Annotated in this window: 22 protein-coding genes; 3 read left to right on the top strand and 19 right to left on the bottom strand. The window is 58.6% G+C overall.

The features are described 5' to 3' along the window. Positions 1 to 82: 82 nt before the first annotated feature. The 17 genes from argH to uvrA form a co-directional block, all read right to left on the bottom strand. On the bottom strand, positions 83 to 1,522 hold the full coding sequence (argH, locus tag ABRP87_RS01585) for an argininosuccinate lyase (RefSeq protein ID WP_349867302.1): 1,440 nt from the start codon (positions 1,520 to 1,522) through the stop codon (positions 83 to 85). 6 nt (positions 1,523 to 1,528) lie between these two features. Beyond that, complete coding sequence (locus tag ABRP87_RS01580; protein ID WP_349867300.1) at positions 1,529 to 2,749, bottom strand: argininosuccinate synthase; 1,221 nt, start codon at positions 2,747 to 2,749, stop codon at positions 1,529 to 1,531. Positions 2,750 to 2,827: 78 nt separating this feature from the next. Then, positions 2,828 to 3,310 (bottom strand): arginine repressor, encoded by a 483-nt coding sequence (locus ABRP87_RS01575; protein ID WP_349867298.1) that lies wholly within the window; start codon positions 3,308 to 3,310, stop codon positions 2,828 to 2,830. Positions 3,311 to 3,312: 2 nt separating this feature from the next. Beyond that, complete coding sequence (gene argF / locus ABRP87_RS01570; RefSeq protein WP_349867296.1) at positions 3,313 to 4,233, bottom strand: ornithine carbamoyltransferase; 921 nt, start codon at positions 4,231 to 4,233, stop codon at positions 3,313 to 3,315. Then, positions 4,230 to 5,408, bottom strand: a complete 1,179-nt coding sequence (locus ABRP87_RS01565; protein ID WP_349867294.1) for an acetylornithine transaminase — start codon at positions 5,406 to 5,408, stop codon at positions 4,230 to 4,232. The genes argF and ABRP87_RS01565 overlap by 4 nt, the downstream gene beginning before the upstream one ends. After that, positions 5,405 to 6,340, bottom strand: coding sequence for an acetylglutamate kinase (gene argB, locus ABRP87_RS01560; protein ID WP_349867292.1), 936 nt, complete (start codon positions 6,338 to 6,340; stop codon positions 5,405 to 5,407). The genes ABRP87_RS01565 and argB overlap by 4 nt, the downstream gene beginning before the upstream one ends. A gap of 8 nt (positions 6,341 to 6,348) precedes the next feature. Beyond that, a complete protein-coding gene (gene argJ, locus ABRP87_RS01555; RefSeq protein ID WP_349867290.1) occupies positions 6,349 to 7,518 on the bottom strand; it encodes a bifunctional glutamate N-acetyltransferase/amino-acid acetyltransferase ArgJ in 1,170 nt (389 codons plus the stop codon). A gap of 28 nt (positions 7,519 to 7,546) precedes the next feature. Further along, positions 7,547 to 8,590, bottom strand: coding sequence for an N-acetyl-gamma-glutamyl-phosphate reductase (gene argC, locus ABRP87_RS01550; protein WP_349867288.1), 1,044 nt, complete (start codon positions 8,588 to 8,590; stop codon positions 7,547 to 7,549). Between the two features lie 202 nt (positions 8,591 to 8,792). Beyond that, the gene (gene pheT, locus ABRP87_RS01545; RefSeq protein ID WP_349867286.1) at positions 8,793 to 11,309 is read right to left on the bottom strand and encodes a phenylalanine--tRNA ligase subunit beta; all 2,517 of its coding nucleotides are present in this window, start codon (positions 11,307 to 11,309) and stop codon (positions 8,793 to 8,795) included. A gap of 23 nt (positions 11,310 to 11,332) precedes the next feature. Further along, positions 11,333 to 12,379 (bottom strand): phenylalanine--tRNA ligase subunit alpha, encoded by a 1,047-nt coding sequence (gene pheS, locus ABRP87_RS01540; RefSeq protein WP_349867284.1) that lies wholly within the window; start codon positions 12,377 to 12,379, stop codon positions 11,333 to 11,335. A gap of 120 nt (positions 12,380 to 12,499) precedes the next feature. Further along, a complete protein-coding gene (locus ABRP87_RS01535) occupies positions 12,500 to 13,306 on the bottom strand; it encodes a TrmH family RNA methyltransferase (protein ID WP_349867282.1) in 807 nt (268 codons plus the stop codon). A 95-nt stretch (positions 13,307 to 13,401) separates the two neighbouring features. Continuing rightward, a complete protein-coding gene (locus ABRP87_RS01530; RefSeq protein ID WP_349867280.1) occupies positions 13,402 to 13,824 on the bottom strand; it encodes a TM2 domain-containing protein in 423 nt (140 codons plus the stop codon). Positions 13,825 to 13,986: 162 nt separating this feature from the next. Next, complete coding sequence (rplT, locus tag ABRP87_RS01525) at positions 13,987 to 14,370, bottom strand: 50S ribosomal protein L20 (RefSeq protein ID WP_023017886.1); 384 nt, start codon at positions 14,368 to 14,370, stop codon at positions 13,987 to 13,989. Positions 14,371 to 14,426: 56 nt separating this feature from the next. After that, entirely contained in the window at positions 14,427 to 14,621 is a 195-nt protein-coding gene (rpmI, locus tag ABRP87_RS01520) for a 50S ribosomal protein L35 (RefSeq protein ID WP_005280326.1), read from the bottom strand. 36 nt (positions 14,622 to 14,657) lie between these two features. After that, positions 14,658 to 15,179: a translation initiation factor IF-3 gene (gene infC, locus ABRP87_RS01515; protein WP_081443661.1), complete on the bottom strand. Its 522-nt coding sequence runs from the start codon at positions 15,177 to 15,179 to the stop codon at positions 14,658 to 14,660. Positions 15,180 to 15,449: 270 nt separating this feature from the next. Beyond that, the gene (locus ABRP87_RS01510) at positions 15,450 to 16,304 is read right to left on the bottom strand and encodes a serine hydrolase (protein WP_349867278.1); all 855 of its coding nucleotides are present in this window, start codon (positions 16,302 to 16,304) and stop codon (positions 15,450 to 15,452) included. Between the two features lie 65 nt (positions 16,305 to 16,369). Beyond that, positions 16,370 to 19,210, bottom strand: coding sequence for an excinuclease ABC subunit UvrA (gene uvrA / locus ABRP87_RS01505; protein ID WP_349867276.1), 2,841 nt, complete (start codon positions 19,208 to 19,210; stop codon positions 16,370 to 16,372). A gap of 64 nt (positions 19,211 to 19,274) precedes the next feature. Between uvrA and ABRP87_RS01500 the strand changes: the two genes are divergently transcribed. From ABRP87_RS01500 to ABRP87_RS01490, 3 genes are all read left to right on the top strand, one after another. Continuing rightward, positions 19,275 to 19,877 (top strand): MBL fold metallo-hydrolase, encoded by a 603-nt coding sequence (locus tag ABRP87_RS01500; protein ID WP_349867274.1) that lies wholly within the window; start codon positions 19,275 to 19,277, stop codon positions 19,875 to 19,877. Positions 19,878 to 19,954: 77 nt separating this feature from the next. Next, on the top strand, positions 19,955 to 20,971 hold the full coding sequence (locus ABRP87_RS01495; RefSeq protein ID WP_239269869.1) for a DoxX family protein: 1,017 nt from the start codon (positions 19,955 to 19,957) through the stop codon (positions 20,969 to 20,971). Between the two features lie 143 nt (positions 20,972 to 21,114). Next, positions 21,115 to 23,373, top strand: a complete 2,259-nt coding sequence (locus ABRP87_RS01490; protein ID WP_502879270.1) for a HelD family protein — start codon at positions 21,115 to 21,117, stop codon at positions 23,371 to 23,373. 89 nt (positions 23,374 to 23,462) lie between these two features. Here ABRP87_RS01490 and ABRP87_RS01485 read toward each other — a convergent pair whose 3' ends face one another. Beyond that, positions 23,463 to 23,903: a universal stress protein gene (locus ABRP87_RS01485; RefSeq protein ID WP_005282685.1), complete on the bottom strand. Its 441-nt coding sequence runs from the start codon at positions 23,901 to 23,903 to the stop codon at positions 23,463 to 23,465. A gap of 83 nt (positions 23,904 to 23,986) precedes the next feature. Further along, entirely contained in the window at positions 23,987 to 24,439 is a 453-nt protein-coding gene (locus tag ABRP87_RS01480; RefSeq protein ID WP_005280318.1) for a universal stress protein, read from the bottom strand. Between the last annotated feature and the right edge of the window lie 59 nt (positions 24,440 to 24,498).

Genomic DNA, 24,498 nt, shown 5'->3' with positions numbered 1-24,498 from the left:
CTTCACAGCGCGGCCTACCGGCATGATTGGAATGCCGTCCTCATCTTCCAGATGAGCCAGAGGACCCCTGTCGGTCGCCCCTCTAGTTCTGCGTGCGCACCGGGTCGGTAGCCCACTTGCGCGCCGCGGCGGCATGTTCGCGGACGGTTTCGCGCTGTTCAGCAACGCGGACGCCGGCGGTTCCGCCTTTTGTTTTGCGGGAGGCAACCGCACCGTCGATGGTGAGGACCTCGCGCACCTCTGGGGTCAGCCGCTTGTCGACGCCCATGAGTTCCTCATCAGTAAGATCCACCAGGTCCACTCCCCGCTCTTCGGCGATGCGTACGCAGGCGCCGGAAGCTTCGTGTGCTTCGCGGAAGGGCACGCCTTGGCGAACCATCCACTCTGCTAGGTCGGTGGCCAAGGTGAATCCGCGTGGCGCCAACTCGCGCATCCTGTCCTCATTAAAGGACAAGGTGGACAGGAGCCCGGTCATCGATGGCAACAATAGGTTGAGCTGCGCCACCGAGTCCACGATGGGTTCTTTGTCCTCTTGCAGGTCGCGGTTATAAGCCAGCGGCTGTGCCTTGAGCGTCGATAGCAGCCCAGTGAGGTTGCCAATCAGGCGACCAGTCTTGCCGCGGGTAAGTTCCGGGATATCCGGGTTCTTCTTTTGCGGCATGATGGATGAGCCCGTGGACCATGCGTCGTCCAAGGTGACGTAGCCGTATTCCGGGGTACACCAGTAGATGATCTCTTCTGCCAACCGGGACATGTCCACGGCGATCTGTGCTAAGACAAAGGCCGTCTCCGAAGCGAAATCGCGTGAAGCGGTGCCATCCAGGGAGTTTTCCGCTGCGGAATCGAATCCGAGCTCTGCGGCGATGGCTTCTGGGTCAAGCTGCAAGGAGGAACCTGCGAGTGCGCCCGAGCCGTAGGGAGATACGGCTAGCCGCTTATCCAAGTCCTGCAGGCGCTGAATATCGCGCAGCAGCGGTTGGGCGTGACCCAATAATTCGTGCGCTAGCAGGATGGGCTGCGCGGCCTGGGAGTGAGTTTTACCCGGCATGATGGCCTCAGGGTGCGCTGCGGCTTGATCCGCTAGGGCATCGACAAGCTCAGAGACCTGCAGGGCCGTATCGCGGATGGCATCGCGCACCCACATGCGAAAGAGCGTGGCGACCTGGTCGTTGCGGGAACGTCCCGCGCGCAGGCGACCGCCTACTTCGGGCCCGACGATGTCGATGAGGCCACGCTCCATAGCGCCGTGCACGTCTTCATCGGTGGGTGCTGGGACAAATTCGCCCGAGGCTACCCTCTCCCCGAGCTCAGTGAGGCCGGAAAGCATGGTGTCGAGGTCGGCATCGGAAAGCAGCCCTGCCTTGTGCAGCACCTTGGCATGCGCCTTCGAGGCAAGCACGTCGTAAGGGGCAAGCACCCAGTCAAAATGGGTGGAAACCGAGAGGGCGAACATCGCCTCGGAAGGGCCGCCGGAGAATCGGCCGCCCCAAAGCGCGCCTTCGTTAGTCTTGTGTGGTTCCATCGGTGCCTATTTCTCTGCGCTGGTGGGGAAACCACCCTCGCGGTCACGCTGGTTGGAAATCTGGGTGGACAAGCCGTGCAACTGGACAAAGCCCTTTGCAGCGGTCTGGTCGAAGGTATCGCCAGTGTCGTAGGTAGCCAAATCGAAGGAGTACAGCGACTGCCCGGAGCGGCGACCGGTGACGGTCGCGGTACCTGCGTGCAGGCTCAGGCGGATATCGCCAGTGACGTTCTCCTGGGACTCCTCGATGAAGGCATCCAGGGAACGCTTCAGCGGCGAGTGCCACAGGCCGTCGTAAACCTCCTCGGACCACCGTGCATCCGTCAGGCGCTTGTAGCGTGCCAGCTCGCGCTCCACGGTGACATCCTCCAGCGCCTCGTGGGCCTGGATGAGCACCATTGCACCCGGTGCCTCGTAGACCTCGCGGGACTTAATGCCCACCAACCGGTCCTCTACCATGTCCAGGCGGCCGATTCCCTGGGCACCAGCGCGGCGGTTGACCTCTTCGATGACCTGCAGCGGGGTCAGCTTCTTGCCGTCGACTGCAACTGGAACACCCTTCTCAAAGGAAATGATAATCTCATCCGGAGCATTGCCCAGGCCCGGGTCTTCCGTATATGCGTAGAGGTCCTTTGTCGGCGGGTTCCACAGATCCTCCAGGAAGCCGGTTTCTACCGCACGGCCCCACAGGTTCTGGTCGATGGAAAATGGCGAGGCCGCCGATTGCTCAATGGGCAGGTTAATCTCTTCTGCAAAATCGATGGCCTTATCGCGGGTCCATGCATAATCGCGCGCTGGGGCGACGATCTCTAGCGATGGATCCTGGGCGCGGAAGGACACCTCAAAGCGCACCTGGTCATTGCCCTTACCGGTACAACCGTGGGAAACGTGCGTTCCGCCGTACTCCTGGGCGGCTTTTACCAGGTGCTTGGTAATCAGCGGGCGGGAAATGGCAGATACCAGCGGGTACTGCTTCATATACATGCCATTCGCCTTAATGGTGGGCACGCAGTATTGCTCCGCAAACTCATCTTTGGCGTCGATAACAATGGACTCCACCGCACCGCAATCGAGCGCGCGCTGGCGTACGGATTCCATATCCTCGCCGCCTTGGCCCAAGTCAAGGGAGACGGCAACGACATCGCCGCCGGTCATCTTTGCCAGGTATGGAATGGCTACCGAGGTATCGAGGCCACCGGAATAGGCTAAGACTACGCGTGCAGACATGCTAAGACTCCTTCATTAATTGAAAAAAATTCGGTTAGTTAAATAATATACGAGCGGGTGCGAGAATGCCACTATTGTTTAAATCTTCTGCGCCTTCAGCCGTTCTGCCAATTCCGCACCGGTAACCCCCTCGCGCGCCAGCACAAAGATGGTGTCATCACCGGCGATGCACCCCACCACATCGTGCAGACCCACGCGATCGATAAAGCTGGCGAGGTACTGCGCTGCGCCCGCCGGTGTGCGCAACATCGCGATATTCATCGAAGAATCGTGGGAGACCACCAATTCATCCAACATGCGCCGCAGTTTCTCGCGCGGTCCGCCTACCTGATCTTCGAATTGTTCCAGCTCACCCGCGACCATGTAGTACGAGCGTCCACCGTCTAGCTTGACCTTCTTCGCTCCCAGCTCATCAAGATCCCGCGACAGCGTGGCCTGCGTGATATCGATGCCTTCTGCCAACAAGAGCTCCGATAATTGCACCTGGCTCGTGACGCGGTTGCGATCCAAGATTTCTAAAATCTTTGCTTGCCGGGCATTTCGAGTGCTCGGGGTGCTCATCGTTAACTGTTCTCCTTATTGATATCGAGCAGCCACACCAGCAGTGCCTTTTGGGCATGCAAACGGTTTTCCGCCTCATCGAATACTCGGGACTGCGGCCCGTCGATAACCCCTGCTGTCACCTCATTGCCACGATAGGCCGGCAGGCAGTGCAAGAAAATCGCGTCCTTCTTAGCCTTCGCCATCACGTCTTCGGAGACCTGATAAGGCAAAAAGGGAGTGCGCCTATCCTGCCCATCGTTTTCCTGGCCCATAGATACCCAAGTATCCGTTATGACTACATCGGCGCCGGCTACTTCCGCCACGTCATCAGTAACCGTGACGTTGCCGCGCTGCCGTGCACGCTCGACGAATTCGGGACGAGGCAGGAACCCTTCCGGCGAAATGATGGAAATATCCATGCCAGCGGTAGAAAAGCCAATCATATAAGAATTGGCCATATTATTATTGCCATCCCCAAGATAGACCGCCTTGCGGCCAGCAAGATCGCCAAAGTTCTCCCGGCAGGTTAGAAGATCAGCCAGGATTTGGCAGGGATGCAGGTCATCGGAAAGAGCATTGACCAACGGAACCGTCGATGTCTCCGCCATCTGTTCCAGGTTGTCGTGGGCATAGGTACGCCAGACGATGGCCTCCACGTAACGGGACAGGACCGCGGCCGTATCCTGGTAGGACTCGCCCTTGCCCATCTGCGTGCCCGAAGAATCAACGGTAATGGCGCTGCCGCCCATGTGCGCGATTCCGGTTTCAAAAGAAAAGCGGGTGCGCGTAGACGTCTTATCAAAAAGGACGGCTACCGTCTTTGGGCCTTCCAACGGGCGACGCGCGAACGGATCGGCCTTGAGTTTAACCGCGAGATCGAGGACTTCTTTTTGTTCCTCTGGGCTAAGGTCATCATCGGCTAAGAAATGGCGCAAGCTCATACTAATTCCTCCACAACGGTGCGTAGCTTTTCCAAGGCAGTATCGATTTCCTGCTGGGAAATGACCAGTGGCGGGGTAAGGCGCAGGATCTTCTCGCTCGGGGCGTTGAGAATAATCCCCTGCTCGAATCCGCGCTTGACGGCCTCGCGAGCAACCGGTGCATTTAATACAACACCGAGCATTAGGCCGCGCCCGCGTACCTCGCTGACCCCGGGAATCTTCTTGACTTGCTGCGCCAAGTACTCGCCCTTGGAGGAGACCTCATCCAAGAACTCCTGATCCAGGGCGTCGAGTACAACATTGGCCGCAGCGCACGCCACGGGGTTTCCGCCAAAGGTGGTCCCATGGGAACCTGGCTGGAATAGGTCCTTTGCGCGCCCGCGGGTGATGGTGGCGCCGATGGGCAGTCCGGCCCCGAGCCCCTTGGCCATGGTGATGACATCGGGGGAAATTCCCTCAAGCTCGTGGGCAAAGAACTGCCCCGTGCGCCCCGCCCCAGCCTGCACCTCATCGACGATGAGCAAAATGCCGTGTTCATCGCATAAATCAGAAACGGCGCGCATAAAACCGGCGGGAGCTGGGATGACCCCGGTCTCGCCCTGAATTGGCTCGAAGATGATGGCGGCGGTATCCGCGGCATCTTGCTCCACCAACTGGCGCAGGTAGTCGATATCGCCGTAGGGGTAAAATTCCACGCCACTAGGCAGTGGGCGGAATGCCTTTTGCTTATCAGGCTGCCCAGTCATGGCCAAAGAGCCCATCGTGCGGCCGTGAAAACCATGGTGCGCAGCAAGGATGCGCCGCCTACCGGTCAGCCGCGCGAGCTTGAATGCCGCCTCGTTTGCCTCCGATCCGGAGTTGCAGAAAAATACGCGCGCCTCACTATCGCCCACCCGTTCAATCAGCTTTGCCCCGGCGTCTAGCACGGGTTGGGTGGCAAAAAGATTGGAGGTATGCACAAGGGTGCGGCTTTGCTTGGCAACAGCATCTGCTACCTCCGCATTGCCATAGCCCATGGAATTCACGGCGATACCGGCCAGCAGGTCAATGTAGTTCTTCCCGTTTTCATCAGTAAGGGTGGCCCCTTCCCCGGAGACTAGGCCGAGTGGCGGCTGGCCATAAGTATTGGCCAGCGTTTCTGACCACCGGCCGGTTAATGTTTCTTGCGTGCTCATGCGATATCGTCCTTCCTGAACACTGTGCCTTCGGGATAATCGTGCTTTTCGTAATCATCGGGCAGGACCATCGTTCCAATGCCACCCGGGGTTAAAAGCTCAAGGAGTACGGAATGGCCTATTCGGCCGTCGATGACGTGCGCCGCGGATACCCCGCCCTGCACGGCATTGAGGCAGGATTCCATTTTGGGAATCATGCCGGAGCTCAGGCCGGGAAGCAGCCCGGTAAGCTCATCGCTTTCGATTTTGGAGACTAGCGAATCTTTATTTGGCCAGTCGGTATAAAGGCCTTCCACGTTGGTCAGAATGACCAGGCGCTCTGCTCCCAGCGCGCTCGCTAGCGCACCCGCGGCGCTATCGGCGTTGATGTTATACACCTCGCCATCTGCTCCTGGCGCGATGGTTGAGACCACCGGGATGCGGCCGGCCTCGATGATGTCATTAACCGCTGCCGGATTGACCTCCACGATATCGCCCACCATGCCGATATCGGTTGCCTCTCCTTCTACATCCACAAACCGCTTGGCGGCGCGGAAAAGCCCAGCGTCTTCACCGCTTGTGCCCACGGCGTAGGGGCCATGCGAGTTGATGAGGTTCACCAGTCCGCGGCCGACTTGGCCAAATAGCACCATGCGCACCACGTCCATGATTTCGGGCGAGGTGACGCGGAAACCGCCCTTAAACTCGCCTTCGATGCCGAGCTTATCCAGCATGAAATTAATCTGCGGGCCACCACCGTGGACGACGACGGGCTTTGCCCCGATGGTGCGCAGAAACACCATATCCGCCGCAAAGGCTTCCTTTAGTTCCTCATCCACCATGGCGTTGCCGCCATACTTGACGACGACGATTTTATCGCGGAAGTGCTGCAGCCATGGCAGGGCTTCAGCCAGCACCGTAGCGCGTTCCTGATTATTTAATCCGGGAAACATTTCTCCTCCTAGGAGCTATACGCCGAGTTAATCTCAACGTAGGAGTAGGACAAGTCCGTGGTGCGGACGAACGCTGTACCCTCACCGCCGGTGCCGAGATCCACGCGGACATCAATATCCGCCCCGCTCAAGTCCACATCGCGGGCCCCGGGCGCGCCCGTCGAGTATTCGCATACCGGCTGGTCATTGAAGTAGACGGCAATATTGTCCGGGTCCATGTCCGCATCCGCCATGCCGACGGCGGCCAGTACCCTGCCCCAGTTGGGATCGGAGCCAAACATGGCGCACTTGAATAAATTGTCCCGACCCAGGGTGCGAGCGGCATTGAGCGCTTGCTCATCAGAACCCGTGCCTTCGACGGTGATCTTGACGCGCTTTGTCACTCCCTCGGCATCGGCTTGGAGTTGATCCGCAATATCCGCGCAGACCTCTAGGATTGCCTGGTCCAACTCTTCTGAGCTGGGCTGCACGCCGGAGGCCCCGGAAGCCATGACAATCACGGTGTCATTGGTAGAGGTCGAACCGTCCACGTCCAACGTATTAAACGTCTGTGCGCAGGCCTTCTCCAGCGAGCTTTGCAGGGCCGCCGCGTCGGCGACGGCATCGGTAGTAATGCAGACCAACATCGTGGCAAGCGACGGCGCCATCATGCCAACGCCCTTTCCCATAGCGCCCACGGACCAACCATCGCCAGCAAAACCGGATTCCTTGGGAACGGTGTCCGTGGTCATAATGGCTTTGGCTGCGTCATTGCCGTGCTGTGGAGTCGTACCCACGTGGTTTATGACGTCCGCGATGCCCGCAAGCGCATTGTCCATAGGCAGCGGCTCACCGATGAGCCCAGTAGAACAAATGGCAATATCCTTCACGGCGATATCCGTGCCATGGGATACGGCATCGACCATCGCGCGTGCATCGACATCGCCTTGCGCGCCGTTGCACGCATTGGCATTGCCGGAGTTGATGACTACGGCGCTCAGCTGGCCATCCGCTACGGCCTCACGGGAGACCTTAACGGGGGAAGCCACCACGCGGTTGCGCGTGAACACCGCCGCCGCGTCCGAGCGAGGGCCCTCGTTTACAAGCAAAGCCAAATCCGATTTTCCGGAGGGCTTGATTCCAGCCTTTACTGCGCCGGCGCTGAATCCAGCGGGGCCGGTAATTCCAGGTGTAGTCATAAAATTCTCCTCTAAATAGTGCGCAGCCCTAGGGAGCGACTGCGGCTTGGGGCAATCCCGAAGTTTCTGTCCATCCCAGTGCGAGGTTCATGCATTGCACGGCGGCACCGGCGGTACCCTTGCATAAATTGTCGAGCGCCGCGGTGATGATGAGGCGGTGGGAATTGTCATCGACGTGGGCTTGGATATGCACCATGTTTGTGCCCACCACGTTCTGGGTTTCCGGTTGCTGGCTTTCTGGCAGCACAAGGCAGAAAGGCTCATCTGCATAAAATTCTTCGAATGCGGTGCGAACCTGCTGCTTGCCGATGCCCCCTTTCAGCTCCGCCGTAATCGTCGCCAGAATCCCACGGGGCATGGGTGCAAGCACCGGGGTGAAACTCACGGATACCTCGTCGCGAGAAAATGGTTGCAGGTTCTGCACGATTTCCGGGGTATGCCGGTGGGTGCCGCCTGGTTTATATGCCTTGACGTTACCCATGGTCTCTGCGCCCAATTGCGCGACGGATGCCTTCTTTCCCGCTCCGGAGACGCCGGTAATAGCGATCACAGACAGGGCGGGATCCACGAGATCGCGGGCAATGGCAGGCAACGCCCCCAAGGTAATGGCCGTGGGGAAACAACCAGGCACGGCTACCCGGTTCGTACCTTTGAGATTCGACCTATTGTCTGGGAGTTCCGGGATACCGTAAGGCCACTGCCCCGCATAGTTCCCGCCGTAATAGGCTTTCCAATCGTTTTCCTTACGGAGCCGAAAGTCGGCGGCGCAATCGATGATGGTGACCTCATCGCCCAAGTGCTCCGCAAGCCGCGCTGAGTGTCCGTGCGGCAAGCCCAAGAAGACGACGTCGTGCCCCGCAAGTTCTTCGGGCGTGGTGTCAGTAATGACGCGATCTGCCAGTTGCGGTAGATGCGGCATAATTTCTGCGACGCGCTGGCCCACTTGGGAATTTCCCGTCAAGGAACCAATGCGCAGGTCACCGGAGTGATAGGCAGGGTGGGATAGCAGCAGGCGCAGTATCTCTCCGCCGGCGTACCCTGTGGCCCCTGCCACTGCTACTGAAATCGTCATACGAGGAACTATAGCAAGAAATACGTTCCACTGTATGTTATTCAGTGAATTGGGTTACTTTCCCCAGCTCAGAGAGTATGAAAATAATTAACATGTTGCATGAAAACACAGAACGGCGAAGACCCAAGACCCGAGTGGTTTATGTTCCACCAATGTCTGGTTCTTCGCCGTTTAATGCAAAAGGCTGGGCTTCTGGCCCGTCCTATGCTCGCATTTCTGCGCCGAAACGCTCCTTGGCCAATTCGGCGGCCGTCGTGCGGTGCTCGTTGACTTCCTCATCGGTCAAGGTACGGTCCGCAGCGCGGAATTGCAGCTGGAAGGCCAAGGACTTCTTGCCCTCACCCAATTGCTCACCGCGAAAGATATCAAACAGGTCGACCGACTCGATGAGATCTCCTGCGCCCTCTTCCACCGTGGCGCGCACCTTTTCCGCTGGAATATCTTCATCCACCACCAGCGCGATGTCCTGGTGCAAGGCTGGGAATGCCGACAATACCGGCGCTGGGAAGCGCTCGGTCAGCGGCAGCGCGGTGATATCAAGCTCCATCGCGCACGTGCGCGGTGGCAGGTTGAGGGCTTCGAGCACCTGCGGATGCAATTCACCGGCATAGCCCACGATGTCATCTATTCCTGCCACCTTGATGGCGGCGCACCGGCCTGGGTGCCATGGCAGGTGGTCCGCGGCTTCAACCTCGATATCCAGGCCAGCGGCGCGGGCCACCAGCCGTGCGGATTCAATCGCGTCCGCGTAGGTGTAATCGCGACCTTCGCCCCACGGCCCCTCGTGCTCCATCTTGCCGGTTGCAACGGTTGCCACGTGCAAGGGCTGTTCAGGAAGCGTGCGCAGGAGTTCTTCTACCACTTCATCACCAGGACGCTGTGCAACAGACGGCATGGGCGAAGATTCTGCGCGCTTGAAGGCCACCTGCTGCAAGCCATAGAGCGCCAGGTCCTTGCGGCCGCGAGCTACGTTGCGGCCCAAGGCCTCAAGCGTTGCGGGAAGCAAGGTCGTGGCCAAGATGGCTTTGTCAGACTCCAACGGGTTCTGCACTGCCACGGTATTGCGACGGGCATCGTCAGTCGCAAGGCCCCACACATCAAAGGTGTCGTTCGCGATAAACGGCGTGGGCAATACCTCTGCATAGCCGGCATAAGCCAAACCGTGGCCGATGGCGCGGCGGCGTTTTTGCTCTGGGGTCAAACCCCGACCGCCTGCCGGCGTGGGCAGAACGGTGGGGATATCTTCCAGGCCTTCCAGGCGCAGGACCTCCTCAATGAGGTCAACGTCCATAGAAATATCGGTCCGCCACGTCGCGGGCGTGACCTGCAGAACCGAATCCGATCCTTCCTCGACCGTGCAGCCCACCTCTTTAAGGCGAGAGATAACGGTCTCGCGGGAGTATTCGACGCCGGCGTATTCACTCGCCTTTTCCGCACGCAAACGGATGGCCTGTGGCTGAGTTACCTCACCGACGAGGGTGCGTCCCTTTCCCACCGTTCCGCCCGCGATGGAGTGCAACAATGCACACGCAATATCAAGGGCCACCTCAACGATGGCTGGATCGACGCCGCGCTCAAATCGGCGGGATGCCTCAGAGGAAAGCTTGTGGCGGCGAGAGGTACGGGCGACGGTAATGGGATCCCAGATAGCGGACTCGAAGTAGACATCGGTGGTCTGATCAGAAATCTCTGAGTGCGTGCCGCCCATAACACCGGCCAAAGATTGGATGCCGTTGTCATCGCAGATGACCACGTCCTCACCAGAGAGCTCGCGCGTGACGTGATCGAGGGTCTCAAACTTCTCGCCCTCTTGTGCATTGCGCACCGTGAGATCGCCCGCGATTTCATTGGCATCAAAGGCATGCATCGGGGTGCCCAATAGCAACATGACGTAGTTGGTCACGTCCGTTGCCACATTGACGCTGCGCTGGCCGCACAGCATGAGTTCGCGCTCCATCCAAAATGGGGTGCGCGCCTGCGGATCAATGCCGCTTACCTTGCGCACGCCAAATCGCTGCGCCTTGGTCTCCTCGCGCAGCTCGATGTTGATAAGCGAGCCTTCTGCCTCTGGAACCGCAGAGGTATCGATCCCGGCCACCGCTGGATCATCGGCGACGTCCTTAAACTCCAGATCAAAAGCGGCAGCGATTTCGCGGCTTAAGCCACGCGCAGATAGCGCATATCCGCGGTCCGGGGTGATGTTGACGTCAAAGTCGGTATCGGACAGGCCGATGACTGGACGGGCATCTTCGCCTACCATGTCCGCGACTTCTTCACCCAGCACGATGATGCCGTTTGCCTGCGCGCCAAGGCCCAGCTCAGCAGCGGAGCACATCATGCCATTGGAGATGTGATCATAGGTTTCGCGCGCCGCGATTTTGAACCCACCGGGCAGCTCTGCGCCGGGCAGGGAAACTACGACGTAATCGTGCAAGCGGAAGTTACGCGCACCGCAGATAATGCCCTGCAATTCACCGGTGCCATTTGCCTGGCCAACGTTGACCTGGCAGTACCGAATGGGCTTTTTGAACTGCGTGAGCTCTTCGATTTCTACGACCTGGCCAATGACCAATGGGCCAGTGGTCTCAGGGATCGGCTCATATCCTTCGGTTTCAAACCCCACGCGGACGAAACCGGAGTCCATATCGGCAGCGGACACGCTCCAATTCGGATTGGAGGCGCCAAGGATACGAGTAACCCAGTCTTGGGAAATAAGCATGATGTATCTATCCTTTCTGGGTTTTAAGCCTGTACGCCAAAGGGCAGGGTGAAGCGAACATCGCCTTCAACCATGTCGCGCATATCGGTCAGTCCATTGCGGAATTGCAGGGTGCGCTCAAGGCCCATGCCGAACGCGAAGCCCGTGTATTCTTCCGGGTCAACGCCTACCGCGCGCAGCACGTTGGGGTTGACCATTCCGCAACCGCCCCATTCAATCCAGCCGGCGCCGCCCTTTTTATTGGGAAACCAGACATCTACCTCGGCGGAAGGCTCCGTGAACGGGAAGTAATTCACGCGCATGCGGGTCGTGGTTTCGGGGCCGAAGAGCACCTTGGCTAGGTGCTCGAGCGTTCCGCGCAGGTGAGCCATGGTCAGGCCCTTATCTACGGCTAGGCCCTCCACCTGGTGGAAGACCGGAGTATGGGTGGCGTCCAGCTCGTCCGTGCGGAAAACGCGCCCTGGGCAGGCGATGTACAGCGGCACATCGCGCTCGAGCATCGTGCGCACCTGCACAGGCGAGGTGTGCGTGCGCAGCACCTGCTTGGAGCCTTCCTTGCCCACGTGGAACGTATCCTGCAGGGTGCGCGCTGGGTGATCCGGCTTGAAGTTCAGGGCATCGAAGTTAAAGTACTCGGCCTCAATCTCTGGGCCATCGGCGATTTCCCACCCCATGCCAACGAAAATATCGGCAATGCGCTCCGATAAGGAGGTAATGGGGTGCAGCGCACCCGTTTGCGCCCGGGTCGTAGGAATGGTGACGTCGACGGTTTCGGCCTTGAGCTGGGCCTCGCGGGCCTGCTGCTCCAATTCCTCCTTGACCTGTGCAAAACGCTTTTCCATCTTGCCGCGGGCCATGTTGACGGCCTTGCCGGCGGCTTTGCGTTGCTCCTTAGGTATTTGGCTGAGGGATTGACGGGCTTGCGGGATATACCCGTTATCGCCTAAGTGCTCGCGGCGGGCAGCGGCGAGATCCTCTAGCGTCTCTGCTGCTTCGAAGGCTGCGATAGCCTTATCGGCCGCGGCCCCCAGGGCCTGTTCGGTCAATTCGATCTGCGGTGTATCGGACACGTACTTCGTACCTTCTTCTCGCGCGAAAACTAACGCGTGCAATCTTACTCTGTCCCTGGGACACGGACAGCCCCAGGGACCCCTTTTTCATTCGTTACCGCGGAGCAACGCGATTGCGGTCTAGTTCTGGTCCTGCGCCTTGGCGGATTCGTACAAGCAGATGCTGGCCGCGGTGGCAAGGTTGAGTGACTCCGCGCGCCCCCGCAGTGGGATGCGTACCCGCATATCGGCCTCTTCAAGCAGCTCACCCAGCCCGTGGGCCTCATTGCCGAAGAGCCAGGCGGTGGGTTGGGAGAGGTCGGCATCGGCAAGCTCTACTTCCCCATCCGCGGCTGTGGCGACGATTTGCATGCCAGACTTGCGCAGCTGCCCCAATACGTCCTTGATATTTGGATCGCGCGCGACGGGGACGTGGAATAAGGAGCCGGCTGAAGCGCGGGCAACCTTGCTGCCTAGGGGATCCACGGTCTCGCCCGCGAAAATCACGCCATCGGCACCCATCGCATCCGAAGTCCTAATCAACGTCCCCGCGTTTCCGGGCTCAGAGGTAAGAACCGGTACCGAAATCAACTTTGGCTTCCCGTTGAGGATCTTTCCCGCAGACCACAAGACGGAGGAACTGCACAAGGCAAAAATTCCCGTCGTCGTCGCGGTATCGGCCAGGTGCTTGGCGGCCTTGTCCGTAATGGGGTGGACGTAGACATCCATATACCCACAGGCCGTAACGATTTCCGCAAAGCGCTCGGCAGCCTTCTCCGTCACGAATACGTCCGTCGCCGCACCCGTAGACACCGCAGCGTCCACCGCATTTTCGCCCTCGATAATGAACAGCTTGGCCTTCTTACGATTAGCAGCCCGGTGCAATTTCGCCGCGTTGACGATGCGCGGAGTGCGTTCAGTAAAGGCGGAGTCAAAGTCTAAATTCATAGGCCCTACCCTACCTTGGGCGCTGAATTGCTCGTTTCACGCCTTAGACATGACAAAGCCCTGCCAGAAATCCGGCAGGGCCATGGCACAAAGTATTACTTCTTTAGCCGAACTCCACGCGCGTCTTTGTCATAACTACCGCCACCCACGAGGATCATAATGAACTCAATGAATACCCATAACGCCAGGATGCCCCAGAAAAGGAACCCTATACCAAACAAGAGGGTAAAACAGCCAGCGACATTGAGTGAAAGTTGAAGCACTCCAAATATATTTCGTCCTGTGTAGAAATTATGAGCTCCAAACCATCCTAGAAAGAAGCATAGGATCACGGTTGCGACCCAGGACTTTTGATCGCTATCGACTGAGTACTGTTGCTGAGACAATGGTTGGTTATAGCCCTGCTGCGGATAGCCACCAGAGTGGAATTCCTGGGAGTAATACGGCCGATCCTGACCAGGAAATTGACTCGAATAAGGGTTGCCTTCTGGTTGCTCGCGGTTATATGGGCTCGTCATGGCGCGGAGTTCTCCTTGCAAATGCTGGGTTTATAGCCTCATTAATTTAACACACACAACGAGCAGGTGATTAGCAGGCTTGAAACAGTGAGATAGCACAAAACCCACCCCCACCGCGTCGAGCGGTGCGGAGTGGGCAAGCAGCTATGTAGCTGGAGAGGCTTACGCAGCCTTTGGAGCGTTGACGTCCTCAGGCAGGGCAGCCTTGGCGGTCTCGCACAGTGCGGAGAAAGCCTCGAAGTCGTTGACGGCGAGCTCGGCGAGGATCTTACGGTCTACCTCGATCTCGGCCAGGCGCAGGCCGTGGATGAGGCGGTTGTAGGTGATGTCGTTCATGCGGGCAGCAGCATTGATGCGCTGGATCCACAGCTTGCGGAACTCGGACTTACGCGCGCGACGGTCGCGGTAAGCGTAAGTCATAGAGTGCAGCCACTGCTCCTTAGCCTTACGGTACAGGCGGGAACGCTGACCACGGTAGCCCTTGGCGGACTTCAGGATCGCGCGACGCTTCTTCTTTGCGTTAACTGAGCGCTTTACTCGTGCCACAGTAATACTTCCTTAAATTCTGGTTGAGATGGTGGATGTGGGTTGATTGGGCGCTATTAAGCGCGACCGAGCAGGCGCTTGACGCGCTTGGTGTCTGCCTGGGAGACGGACTCGGTGCCCTTGAGGCGACGGGTACGCTTGGAAGGCTTGCCCTCCAGCAAGTGGCGGCGGTTTGCCTGCTCGCGGCGCAGCTTGCCGGAACCGGTCACCTTGATGCGCTTTGCGGTGCCCTTGTGGGTCTTCTGCTTCATGAGTATTAAGTCCTTAAATCCTACGTGGAATATGGTTTACTTTTTGCCCTTACGAACCGGACCCAAAACCATGGTCATATTGCGACCATCCTGCTTGGGGCGGGACTCAACTACGCCAACCTCGGCGACGTCATCGGCCAACCGCTCCAAAAGCCGGAAACCCAGCTCCGGTCGCGATTGCTCACGGCCGCGGAACATGATGGTCACCTTGACCTTGGATCCCTTTTCCAGGAAGCGAACTACGTTACTCTTCTTGGTCTCATAATCGTGATCGTCGATCTTCGGACGGAACTTCTGTTCCTTCACCACGGTCTGCTGCTGGTTCTTACGAGATTCGCGAGCCTTTTGGGCCTGCTCATACTTGAACTTGCCGTAGTCCATGATTTTGGCAACTGGGGGCTTAGCCTTAGGAGCTACCTCGACCAAATCCAGGTCAGCTTCATAGGCAAGCTTGCGGGCATCATCGGTGCGGACGATACCCACCTGTTCACCACCGGGGCCAACAAGACGGACCTCGGGTACTCGGATACGCTCATTAATGCGAGCTTCAGCGCTGATTGTGGTTCTCCTCGATTAGGGGTTTTGGGTAATGAGTTCACCTACCGTGGACCACAAACGAATCTAACCCGGCCTGTCATAGACAGCCGGGAGATCTCACAGAGCCAGACACGAATGCCTGGTTACCTTTACCGTTATCCAACGAACCTGAAGTTCGCGGCATCGGGTGGGAGAATCTCCGCTTGTGACCCAGGTTCCTGCAAAAGGTACCTTGGGCGGTAGTGGATATGACAGTAGCAGCCGCCACCACTTAAGGCAAACCGCGGTGAACTAGGCATCCTTACAGGAGGAATCGGGCTTTAGTCTTCCATCCGCAATGGCTTTGTCAATGACCTTGAGGACGTCATCGGCAAGGTCATCGATCGCGGCGGAGCCATTCTCGTAGTCCTCGCCCTCGACGATGACGCTTAGGGCTACCCCTACCCTTTTGCCGTCCTTTTCATGCACGCCGAATTGCCGGAAGGTGTAGTCATCGCTATTTTCATCGAGTCCCCAGCCGCTTTTTGCCCGGGTGCTTGTGTGTTTGGAGAGGCCAACGTTTTGCCATTCCACGATGTCATTTAATACTTCATGGACGTATTCAGCTTCCTTAATGCAGGGCAATTGCGCACCGAAATTTGCCTGCTCCTGCAATGGCCACGTGGCGTACCCGAAAGAACCTTCCTCGATGGAGGCCTTCGAGCTGTGCTCGCGCAAGAGCTTTTCCACCGCCTCTGAGGCCTCGCCTTCCTCCCACTGCACCTGCGACCACAATGCGTAGGCGGCGTCATTGTCGGATTCCTTTATGGCCAAATCCACCAAGGATGGATCGGCGCCGTCTTGCAGCGCCGTAATGGCGATGGGCACTTTGATGGTGGACCACGCTGGGCCCTCACCTTTGTCTCCCGCAGAGATTTTTTCTTCGCCGGCGGAGATGGCCACGCCAACCTTGGCATCGTAGTCCTTGGACACTGCCTCAACTGCGCGGTCTAGATCTTTGGCGATTGCGGCATCGGCATTATCGCTAGCGCTTGCCGATGCCCCCTCCCCCGCCGTATCCGGCGCCTGCTCAGGCGACGAGCACGCCGCCACGGCAGCAAGCGATACCGTGGCCAGTATCGCTCCTAATCTCTGCCGCAGGTTCATTCCTCACAGACTAGTCCATGTTTTAAAAAGAGGACAATTTTTCGCAGAAACTATCGCCCTTATTTTTAAGGCAGCATTTCCTTGAGGTAGCCGCCGGTATAGGAGCCTTCCACCTGTGCGACTTTTTCCGGTGTGCCCTGCGCAACCACGGTGCCGCCGCCGGCACCGCCTTCAGGGCCCATATCCACAATCCAGTCCGCTGCCTTGATGACATCGAGGTTGTGCTCAATGATGAGCACGGAGTTGCCTTTATCTACCAAGCCTTGGATAACCAGCATCAACCGGCGAATATCTTCAAAGTGCAGACCAGTCGTCGGCTCATCCAAGATATAGATGGTGCGGCCATTGGTGCGCTTTTGCAGCTCCGAGGCGAGCTTCACGCGCTGGGCCTCACCGCCGGACAACGTGGTGGCGGCTTGGCCGAGGCGGACGTAGCCTAGGCCAACATCGACAAGCGTGGCCAAGTAACGGTGGATGGAGGTAATGGGCTCGAAGAAGTCCGCGGCCTCCGAAATGGGCATGTCCAGCACTTCCGCGATGTTTTTGCCCTTGTAGTGGACCTCCAAGGTCTCGCGGTTATAGCGCGCACCCTCGCAGACCTCACACGGAACATAGACATCCGGCAGAAAGTTCATCTCGATTTTGATGGTGCCATCGCCCTGGCAGGCCTCGCAGCGCCCGCCTTTGACGTTGAAGGAAAAACGGCCGGCCTTGTAGCCGCGCACCTTTGCTTCTTGGGTCTCCGCAAAAAGGTTGCGAATCTTATCAAAGACGCCGGTATAGGTAGCCGGGTTGGACCGCGGGGTGCGGCCAATCGGGCTCTGATCCACCTGCACCAATTTATCCAGGTGCTCAATGCCCTCCACGCGCTTGGCGCGCCCAGGAACCTGCCGGGCGCGGTTCAAGTTATTGGCCAAGGTCTTGGCCAGGATCTCATTGACCACGGTGGATTTGCCGGATCCGGATACACCGGTAATGCACACCAGCACGCCGAGCGGAATCTCGACGTTGATTCCCTTGAGGTTATTTTCCCGGGCGCCGACCACCTTCAGGGTGCGGTCCTTATCGATCTCGCGGCGATGATCCGGAACGGCCAGGACCTTGGAACCGGATAGGTACTGCCCCGTTAGAGACTCCTTTACCTGCTCCACGCCGGCGGGCTCGCCCTGGTAGACCACTTCACCGCCGTACTCGCCGGCGCGCGGGCCCACATCCACGAGCCAATCGGACGAGCGAATGGTGTCCTCATCGTGTTCGACCACGATGAGCGTATTGCCAATATCGCGCAGGCGCTGCAGAGTTGAGATCAGACGGTGATTATCGCGCTGGTGCAAACCGATGGACGGCTCGTCCAAGACGTACAAAACGCCTGCCAGCCCGGATCCAATCTGCGTGGCCAAGCGAATGCGCTGGGCCTCGCCGCCAGACAGGGTCGAGGCGCCGCGGTCCAGGGTAAGGTAGTTAAGGCCCACATCCAATAAGAAGCGCAGGCGGGCCTGGGTTTCCTTCAGCACCGCTCCCGCGATAATTTCCTCGCGGTGACCCAAGACCAGCGAATCCAAAAACTCTGAGGCATCCTCGATGGACAGGGCGCTGAGCCCCGCGATGGACTGTTCGCCATGTGAGGTCGACGCCAAGCGCACGGCGAGGATTTCCGGCTTCAGGCGCGTTCCCTTACACGTGCTACACGGCACCCGGCGGGTGTATTGCAGTAGACGATCCTTTTGGGACTGCGAATCCGTGGTATCCAATTTGCGGTGCAGGAAACCAACAGCACCCTCAAAGGGCGCGGTCCAATTGCGCTGGCGACCATAGCGGTTCTTATATCGCACTCGCACCTCGGTTTCGGTGCCGTAAATCAACGCATCGCGTTGCTCCTTCGTCAGCTCGCTGACGGGGGTCTGCGGATCAAAGCCCATTGCTTTGCCCAAACCTTCCACGAGTTTGACGAAGTACCGGGAGTTCGGGCTGGAATGCCACGGCTGCACGGCATCAACGGCCGGGGCATCCGGATCCGGAATGAGCAGATCCACGTCCACTTCGAGCTTCGTGCCCAAACCATCGCAGACCGGGCAGGAGCCAAAGGGCGCGTTAAAGGAAAACGCGCGCGGCTCGTACTCCTCGATGGTCAGTGCATGGCCATTGGGGCAGGCCGCCTTTTCGGAATAGGTATGCGTGAGTTCTTCTTTATCAACGAACTCGATGGTGACGAGGCCATCGGCAAGCCGCAAAGCCGTTTCCACGGAATCGGTGAGGCGCTGCTTCTGGGACGCTTTGACCTGCAACCGGTCCACCACCACTTCGATGGTGTGTTTAACCTGCTTCTTCAGCTTCGGCGGATCGCTTAATTGGTGGGTTTCACCATCCACGCGCACGCGGGAGTAGCCCTGTGCCGAAAGGTCTTGGAAAAGGTCAACAAACTCGCCCTTGCGCTTGCGCGCTACCGGGGCAAGCACCTGGAACTTTAGCTTTTCTTGCTGTTCCAGTACGGCATCAACGATCTGCTGCGGCGTCTGGCGTTCGATGACGGCATCGCACTTGGGGCAGTGCGGGGTGCCGGCGCGCGAGAAGAGCAAGCGGAGGTAATCGTAAATTTCCGTAATCGTGCCCACGGTAGAGCGCGGGTTGTGGTTCGTAGACTTCTGATCGATGGACACCGCCGGCGACAGGCCACCGATGTATTCCACATTGGGTTTGTCCATCTGGCCCAAAAACATCCGGGCATAAGAGCTCAACGATTCCACGTAGCGGCGTTGGCCCTCTGCGAAGATGGTATCGAAGGCCAGCGAGGACTTACCGGAGCCCGAAAGCCCAGTAAAAACCACCATTTTATCGCGTGGAATATCGATATCCACGCCCTTGAGATTGTGTTCCCGTGCGCCTCGCACAATCAATCGTTCTGCCACTGCGCTCCAGCCTCCACATCATAGATTTTAATCTCCCCTTGAATGTACCCGTAGGCTGGGACGTATGACTAACGAGCTACATCTTCACCAAATCTCCGTTTCGGAAATGGACAATAACTGCTACCTGCTTACCGCCGACGATCAAGGCTTGCTTGTCGATGCCGCCGATAACGCCCCCGCCATCCTCAACATGGCGCGCGAGGCAGGGGTTGGCATCACCGCCGTTCTCACCACGCACCGCCATTGGGATCACGTGCGGGCTCTCGGCGAGGTTTTGGAGGCCACCAACGCAAAGCACTACGCCTCCTTCATTGATTCGCCGGCCATTCCGGAAGACGTAGACGTCGAGCTGCGCGAGGGCGATTCCATCGAGTTTGCCGGCATGAAATTGCCCATCATCATCCTGCGCGGCCATACTCCCGGCGGCGTGGCGCTCGTGGCCACCGTTGACGGCGTCACCAACCTCTTTGTGGGAGATTCCGTATTCCCCGGTGGATTGGGTCGAACAACCTCTGAAGGCGACTTCGTGCGGCTATATAAGGACGTGACCAAGCGTGTTTTCGAGGAGTTCCCGGATAACGCCATCATCCGCCCAGGGCATGGCAAGCCCACCACCTTGGGGGAAGAACGCCCCAAGTTGGGTGATTGGTGGGAGCGCCGTTGGTGATCTAGGCGGCTATTTCAGCGTATAATGGTCAATCACACGATTGGTCGAGAACAACGAGCTAAGGAGCTTAAAGGACTATGATTCGCAAGTTTGCCCGCCCCATGCTGGCATCGGTATTTGTATGGGAAGGTGTAGACGACCTGCGCAATGCCTCGGAGCACACCAAGGAAACCGAAGGCTTCCTCAAGACCCTGCGCAAGTTCGTCCCCTCTGGTTACAAAAACCTGATTCCCAATGATCCGGAACTAGCTACCCGCGCCCTCGGCGGCGCAAAGATCGGTGCAGGTACCACCTTGGCTCTGGGCAAGGCACCCCGCACCTCCGCAGCCGTGCTGGCTGCCGCTACCCTGCCTAACTTGGTGGGCAAGAATAACTTCTGGGCCGCAGATAACAAGAAGGACAAGGAAGACCGTCGCAACGGCTTCATTACCAACACCGCCCTGCTCGGCGCGCTCTTTATCACCACCCAGGACACCGAGGGCAAGCCTTCCCTGCGCTGGCGCGCACAGAAGGCCGGTGAGCGCACCAATAAGAAGATTCAGCAGGCGCTGCCTACCAAGTCTGAGTCCCAGGAAAAGCGCGAGGAGCTTTCCGCTCGCGCCAACGAGCTGTCCAACAAGGCCGGCGACTGGTTCAATGAGACCTCCCAGAAGGCTCAGGCCTATGTGGATGACAACAAGGATGACTGGCAGTCCACCGGTCGCGGCCTCCTGGATACCGCAAAGTCCTATGTTGATGACGCCAAGGACTACGTCGATGACAACAAGGACGACTGGCAGGATTCCGGTCGCGGCTTCTTGGACAACGCGAAGTCCTTCATCGAGGACTCCGTGGATAGCGCCAAGTCCTACGTCGGCGACAACAAGCAGGACTGGCTGAAGTCCGCTGAGTCCAACGCTAAGACCGCCCGCAAGGGTGCCGTCAAGGCCGCGAACAAGGCACAAAAGCGTGCCGATGACGCCGCATCGAAGCTCGACAAGGCAGACTCCAAGCGCGCTGCTAAGAAGGCTTCTAAGCACGCAGATAAGCTGCAAAAGAAGGCTAATAAGAAGATCGAAGCCGCTATCAAGAAGATTGAAAAGCGCGCTAAGTAATTCGCTTTAACCCTCGCACACGGCCCAGCCTTTACGCTGGGCCGTTGTTCTTTGTCACGGCAAGGTCTAAACTCGAACCTCCCCTACACGGCACGCGTGTGCGTGCTTACCCCATATTTTCGTGTTTCATTCTGAGGAGTCTTGTGAACTCTGCACCGAAGAATTCTCCAGCCACTCATTCTCCTGCTGATGCATCTTCATCCCGCCGCGCGGATAACGCTGGAATTTCAGCCATCGAAGCCGAGCAGAACTATGTCGATGGCCTCTTTGACCGCCTCGATGACGAGGTAGCCGCGGCAAACGCGCGCCTGAATGAGGTCCAAGCCGAGGTCGATCCGGCGACCCCCGATGCCGATGCCTTAGTGCGCCGCGAAACGGAATACCACGGCCTCCAGGCCAAGTTGGACCGCCTCAACGTCGCACAAATGGGGCTCGTCTTTGGCCGTATCGATATCGATGCTCCCGGTGATAACCCAACTGAAGAAGGACTGGACCGCCGCTATATCGGCCGCATGGGTTTGGATGCGCGCGAAGAAAACTATCGCACCCTCCTGCTGGATTGGCGCGCGCCCATGGCCCGCCCCTTTTACCTCGCCACCACCGCACAACCTGAAGGCGTACACACGCGCCGCCAGATCCGCATGTCCGGCCGCACGGTCACTGATGTCAATGATGAGGCATTAAACGGCCCAGGCGTGCGCGAGGAAGAGGCGGGCGTGGCGAGCGAGTCCGCCCTGTATTTTGCCATGCAACGCGCCCGCACGGGACACATGACGTCCATCGTGGAAACCATCCAGCGCGAGCAGGACGAAATCATCCGGGATAATACCCGCGGCGTCATGGTCGTAGAAGGCGGTCCCGGCACCGGTAAAACTGCCGTCGCGCTACACCGCGTTGCCTACCTGCTCTACACCCACCGCGAGCAGCTATCTTCCACCGGTGTACTCATCGTTGGACCCAATACCAACTTTTTGGACTATATTTCCCGCGTGCTGCCCGAGCTCGGCGAGACCGGCGTCGTGCTCTCCACCATTGGTGGGCTATTCCCCGGCATCACTCCCACCCATACCGAGGGGCTTGTGGGCCGCGAAATTAAGGGCAGCGCGGCCATGGCGGAAATCCTGAGCGCCGCCGTCAAGGATTATCAGCAGGTGCCAAGTGAGCCCCAGGACATCACCGTAGATGGCCTGACCCTGACCATCACGCCGTCCATGGTGAAGAGGGCGCGCACCCGCGCTCGCCGCTCACGCAAGCCGCATAATCAGGCGCGCGAGGCATTCATCGAGCACTTCGTGGAGGATCTCGCCCAAGAGATGGCCACCAAGGTGGGCACGGATCCCCTGGGCGGGGAAAACCTCCTAAGCCGCGCGGATGTGGACCAATTCCACGATGATCTTGCCGTTGATGAGTCCGTGGTGGGATGCATCGATGATTTTTGGCCCGAGCTCGATCCCTCTGAGGTACTCGCCGCTTTATTGTCTTCCCGCGAACACATTGCCTCGGCTGCCCGTGGCTACGATGAGGAGACCCAAGCCGCCTTGTACCGCGCAGACGGCTACGCCTGGACCGATTCCGATGCCGCGCTTTTGGATGAGTTGGCCGTCCTCATCGGCTTGCCCAATCCTGAGGAGAAGAAGGCAGCCAAGGATGCCGAGTGGCGCGAACAGATCGCGGATGCAGAAGATGCGCTGGATATCCTATCCTCCTCCGAATCCACCGATAACGATGATGACATGTTTGAAGCGGAGATTCTTTCGGCGCACGACGTCATCGACGCGGAGACCCTAGCGCAGCGTCAAGAGGTACGGGATACGCGCACCACCGCGCAGCGCGCGCGGGAGGATCACACGTGGGCGTTTGGCCATATCATCGTGGACGAGGCGCAGGAACTTACCCCGATGGAATGGCGGATGCTCTTCCGCCGCTGCCCGTCCCGGTGGATGACGTTGGTTGGCGATACCTCGCAGACAGGCTCTCCTGCCGGCGTGGATGACTGGGGCGAGGCCTTGGAGCCGTTCATCGCCCAGCGCTTCCGCCACCACCTCCTTACCGTCAATTACCGCACGCCCGAGCCCATTACCGAGCTTGCCAATGGCCTGTTGGCCTCCATCGATCCGGAAGCCACCCCGGCCATAGCCATTCGCGACGGCGTGCCGGTGCGCCGGCTTGCCGATGCCGACTTCACCCCCGGCGTTGTCACCGAAGACGATGGCCGCCTGACCGCGGTCATTGATGCTACGAACGCCGAAGCAGTCAAGGGCCTCGAGTTCGACCACGTTATCGTGCTTAACCCGCGCGAGATTGTCGATGCCTCCCCGCAGGGGCTGCAGAACCTGTACGTCTGCATCACCCGGGCCACGCAAACGCTGACCCTAGTGGGAGATACGTCCGGCGTGCTCTAGCCCACTGGGATCACAAAACCCACCGCGCGGCTCCAGTGAAGGACTCGCTGCGGTGGGTAAGGCGAAAGCCGGTCAGGCGAAGGCCTAGATTAATTAACGGTGTGAACAATCATGACGTCACAATCGGACTGACGCGCCACATCCGCTGGCACAGAGCCGAGTAGACGACCGGTCAGGGAATTAATGCCGCGGTTACCAACGATGAGCAGGTCTGCATCATTGTCATTGACAATGGACATCAGGGCTTGCACCGGCGTGCCAGGGCGGACGGCGGTTTCTACCTTGGAAACCCCGTGCTTTTCCGCTTCTTCCTTGCCTGCCTGCAGGTTGGCTTCGGCTTTCTCATCACCAAGAATAGTGACGGAATCCTGACGCAAGGTCTTCGAAGCCTGCTCTTGATTCTCGTAGTAAGCACAACCGATGATCAGCGTGGCATCGAATGCAGCGGCAATCTTGGCTGCTCGCTCCACGGCGAGGAGGGAGGACTTGGAACCGTCAGTACCGACAACAATCGTGCTGTAGTCGCTCATGATGACCTTTCTTTGTGGGTGTGTACCCTAACTATTCTAGTGTGCCAACTTGGCGTTACTGCAAGTCTAACAATGAAAAGTGATTAACGTTTTTCACTCGTGTTGACCACCACGACATCCACCTTGGATTTATGGGTAAGTTCCGTCGGCACCGAGCCAAAAACGCGCCCGCGCACGGAATTAACGCCGCGATTGCCCACGACCAAGAGCTCAACGTCGTATTTCTCCGTGACCTCGATTAAGGCGTTGACGGGGTCACCGGGGGTGGTGACCACTTCAATGTTTTCCGCACCTTCGGACTCGGCAATCCGCTGCGCATTCGTGAGGTAGGTATCGGCCATTTCTTCGCTGACCACCGGTAGCCTGGAGCCCTCACCGCTGGGGGCGCCGAGCATGGAGCCAGAATGGTTATAGGCTGCGGAGACGATGATGAGCTTGGCATCGTATGCCCGCGCCATGGATGCAGCCGAGCGCACGGCGCGCAGGGAAGTTTCGGAGCCATCGGTACCGACGGCGATGGTGTGATACGTAAGCATGATTCTCCTTGCTGGTGAATTACTAGGTCGGCACATTGAACCGGCTTTTAGTCGCCCCC

The organism is Corynebacterium sp. KPL2830 (assembly GCF_040225635.1).
GTDB lineage: Bacteria > Actinomycetota > Actinomycetes > Mycobacteriales > Mycobacteriaceae > Corynebacterium.
This window is presented reverse-complemented; position numbering and strand designations above follow the sequence as displayed.

Coding starts and splice junctions, on each gene's coding strand:
- ABRP87_RS01480 (WP_005280318.1), bottom strand. CDS start 24,439: ATGCTTACGTATCACACCATCGCCGTCGGTACCGATGGCTCCGAAACT.
- ABRP87_RS01535 (WP_349867282.1), bottom strand. CDS start 13,306: ATGAATTTAGACTTTGACTCCGCCTTTACTGAACGCACTCCGCGCATC.
- argB (WP_349867292.1), bottom strand. CDS start 6,340: ATGTTTCCCGGATTAAATAATCAGGAACGCGCTACGGTGCTGGCTGAA.
- ABRP87_RS01500 (WP_349867274.1), top strand. CDS start 19,275: ATGACTAACGAGCTACATCTTCACCAAATCTCCGTTTCGGAAATGGAC.
- argF (WP_349867296.1), bottom strand. CDS start 4,233: ATGAGCTTGCGCCATTTCTTAGCCGATGATGACCTTAGCCCAGAGGAA.
- ABRP87_RS01565 (WP_349867294.1), bottom strand. CDS start 5,408: ATGAGCACGCAAGAAACATTAACCGGCCGGTGGTCAGAAACGCTGGCC.
- ABRP87_RS01485 (WP_005282685.1), bottom strand. CDS start 23,903: ATGAGCGACTACAGCACGATTGTTGTCGGTACTGACGGTTCCAAGTCC.
- argC (WP_349867288.1), bottom strand. CDS start 8,590: ATGACGATTTCAGTAGCAGTGGCAGGGGCCACAGGGTACGCCGGCGGA.
- ABRP87_RS01575 (WP_349867298.1), bottom strand. CDS start 3,310: ATGAGCACCCCGAGCACTCGAAATGCCCGGCAAGCAAAGATTTTAGAA.
- ABRP87_RS01495 (WP_239269869.1), top strand. CDS start 19,955: ATGATTCGCAAGTTTGCCCGCCCCATGCTGGCATCGGTATTTGTATGG.
- argH (WP_349867302.1), bottom strand. CDS start 1,522: ATGGAACCACACAAGACTAACGAAGGCGCGCTTTGGGGCGGCCGATTC.
- ABRP87_RS01580 (WP_349867300.1), bottom strand. CDS start 2,749: ATGTCTGCACGCGTAGTCTTAGCCTATTCCGGTGGCCTCGATACCTCG.
- argJ (WP_349867290.1), bottom strand. CDS start 7,518: ATGACTACACCTGGAATTACCGGCCCCGCTGGATTCAGCGCCGGCGCA.
- pheT (WP_349867286.1), bottom strand. CDS start 11,309: ATGCTTATTTCCCAAGACTGGGTTACTCGTATCCTTGGCGCCTCCAAT.
- ABRP87_RS01510 (WP_349867278.1), bottom strand. CDS start 16,304: ATGAACCTGCGGCAGAGATTAGGAGCGATACTGGCCACGGTATCGCTT.
- ABRP87_RS01530 (WP_349867280.1), bottom strand. CDS start 13,824: ATGACGAGCCCATATAACCGCGAGCAACCAGAAGGCAACCCTTATTCG.
- rpmI (WP_005280326.1), bottom strand. CDS start 14,621: ATGAAGCAGAAGACCCACAAGGGCACCGCAAAGCGCATCAAGGTGACC.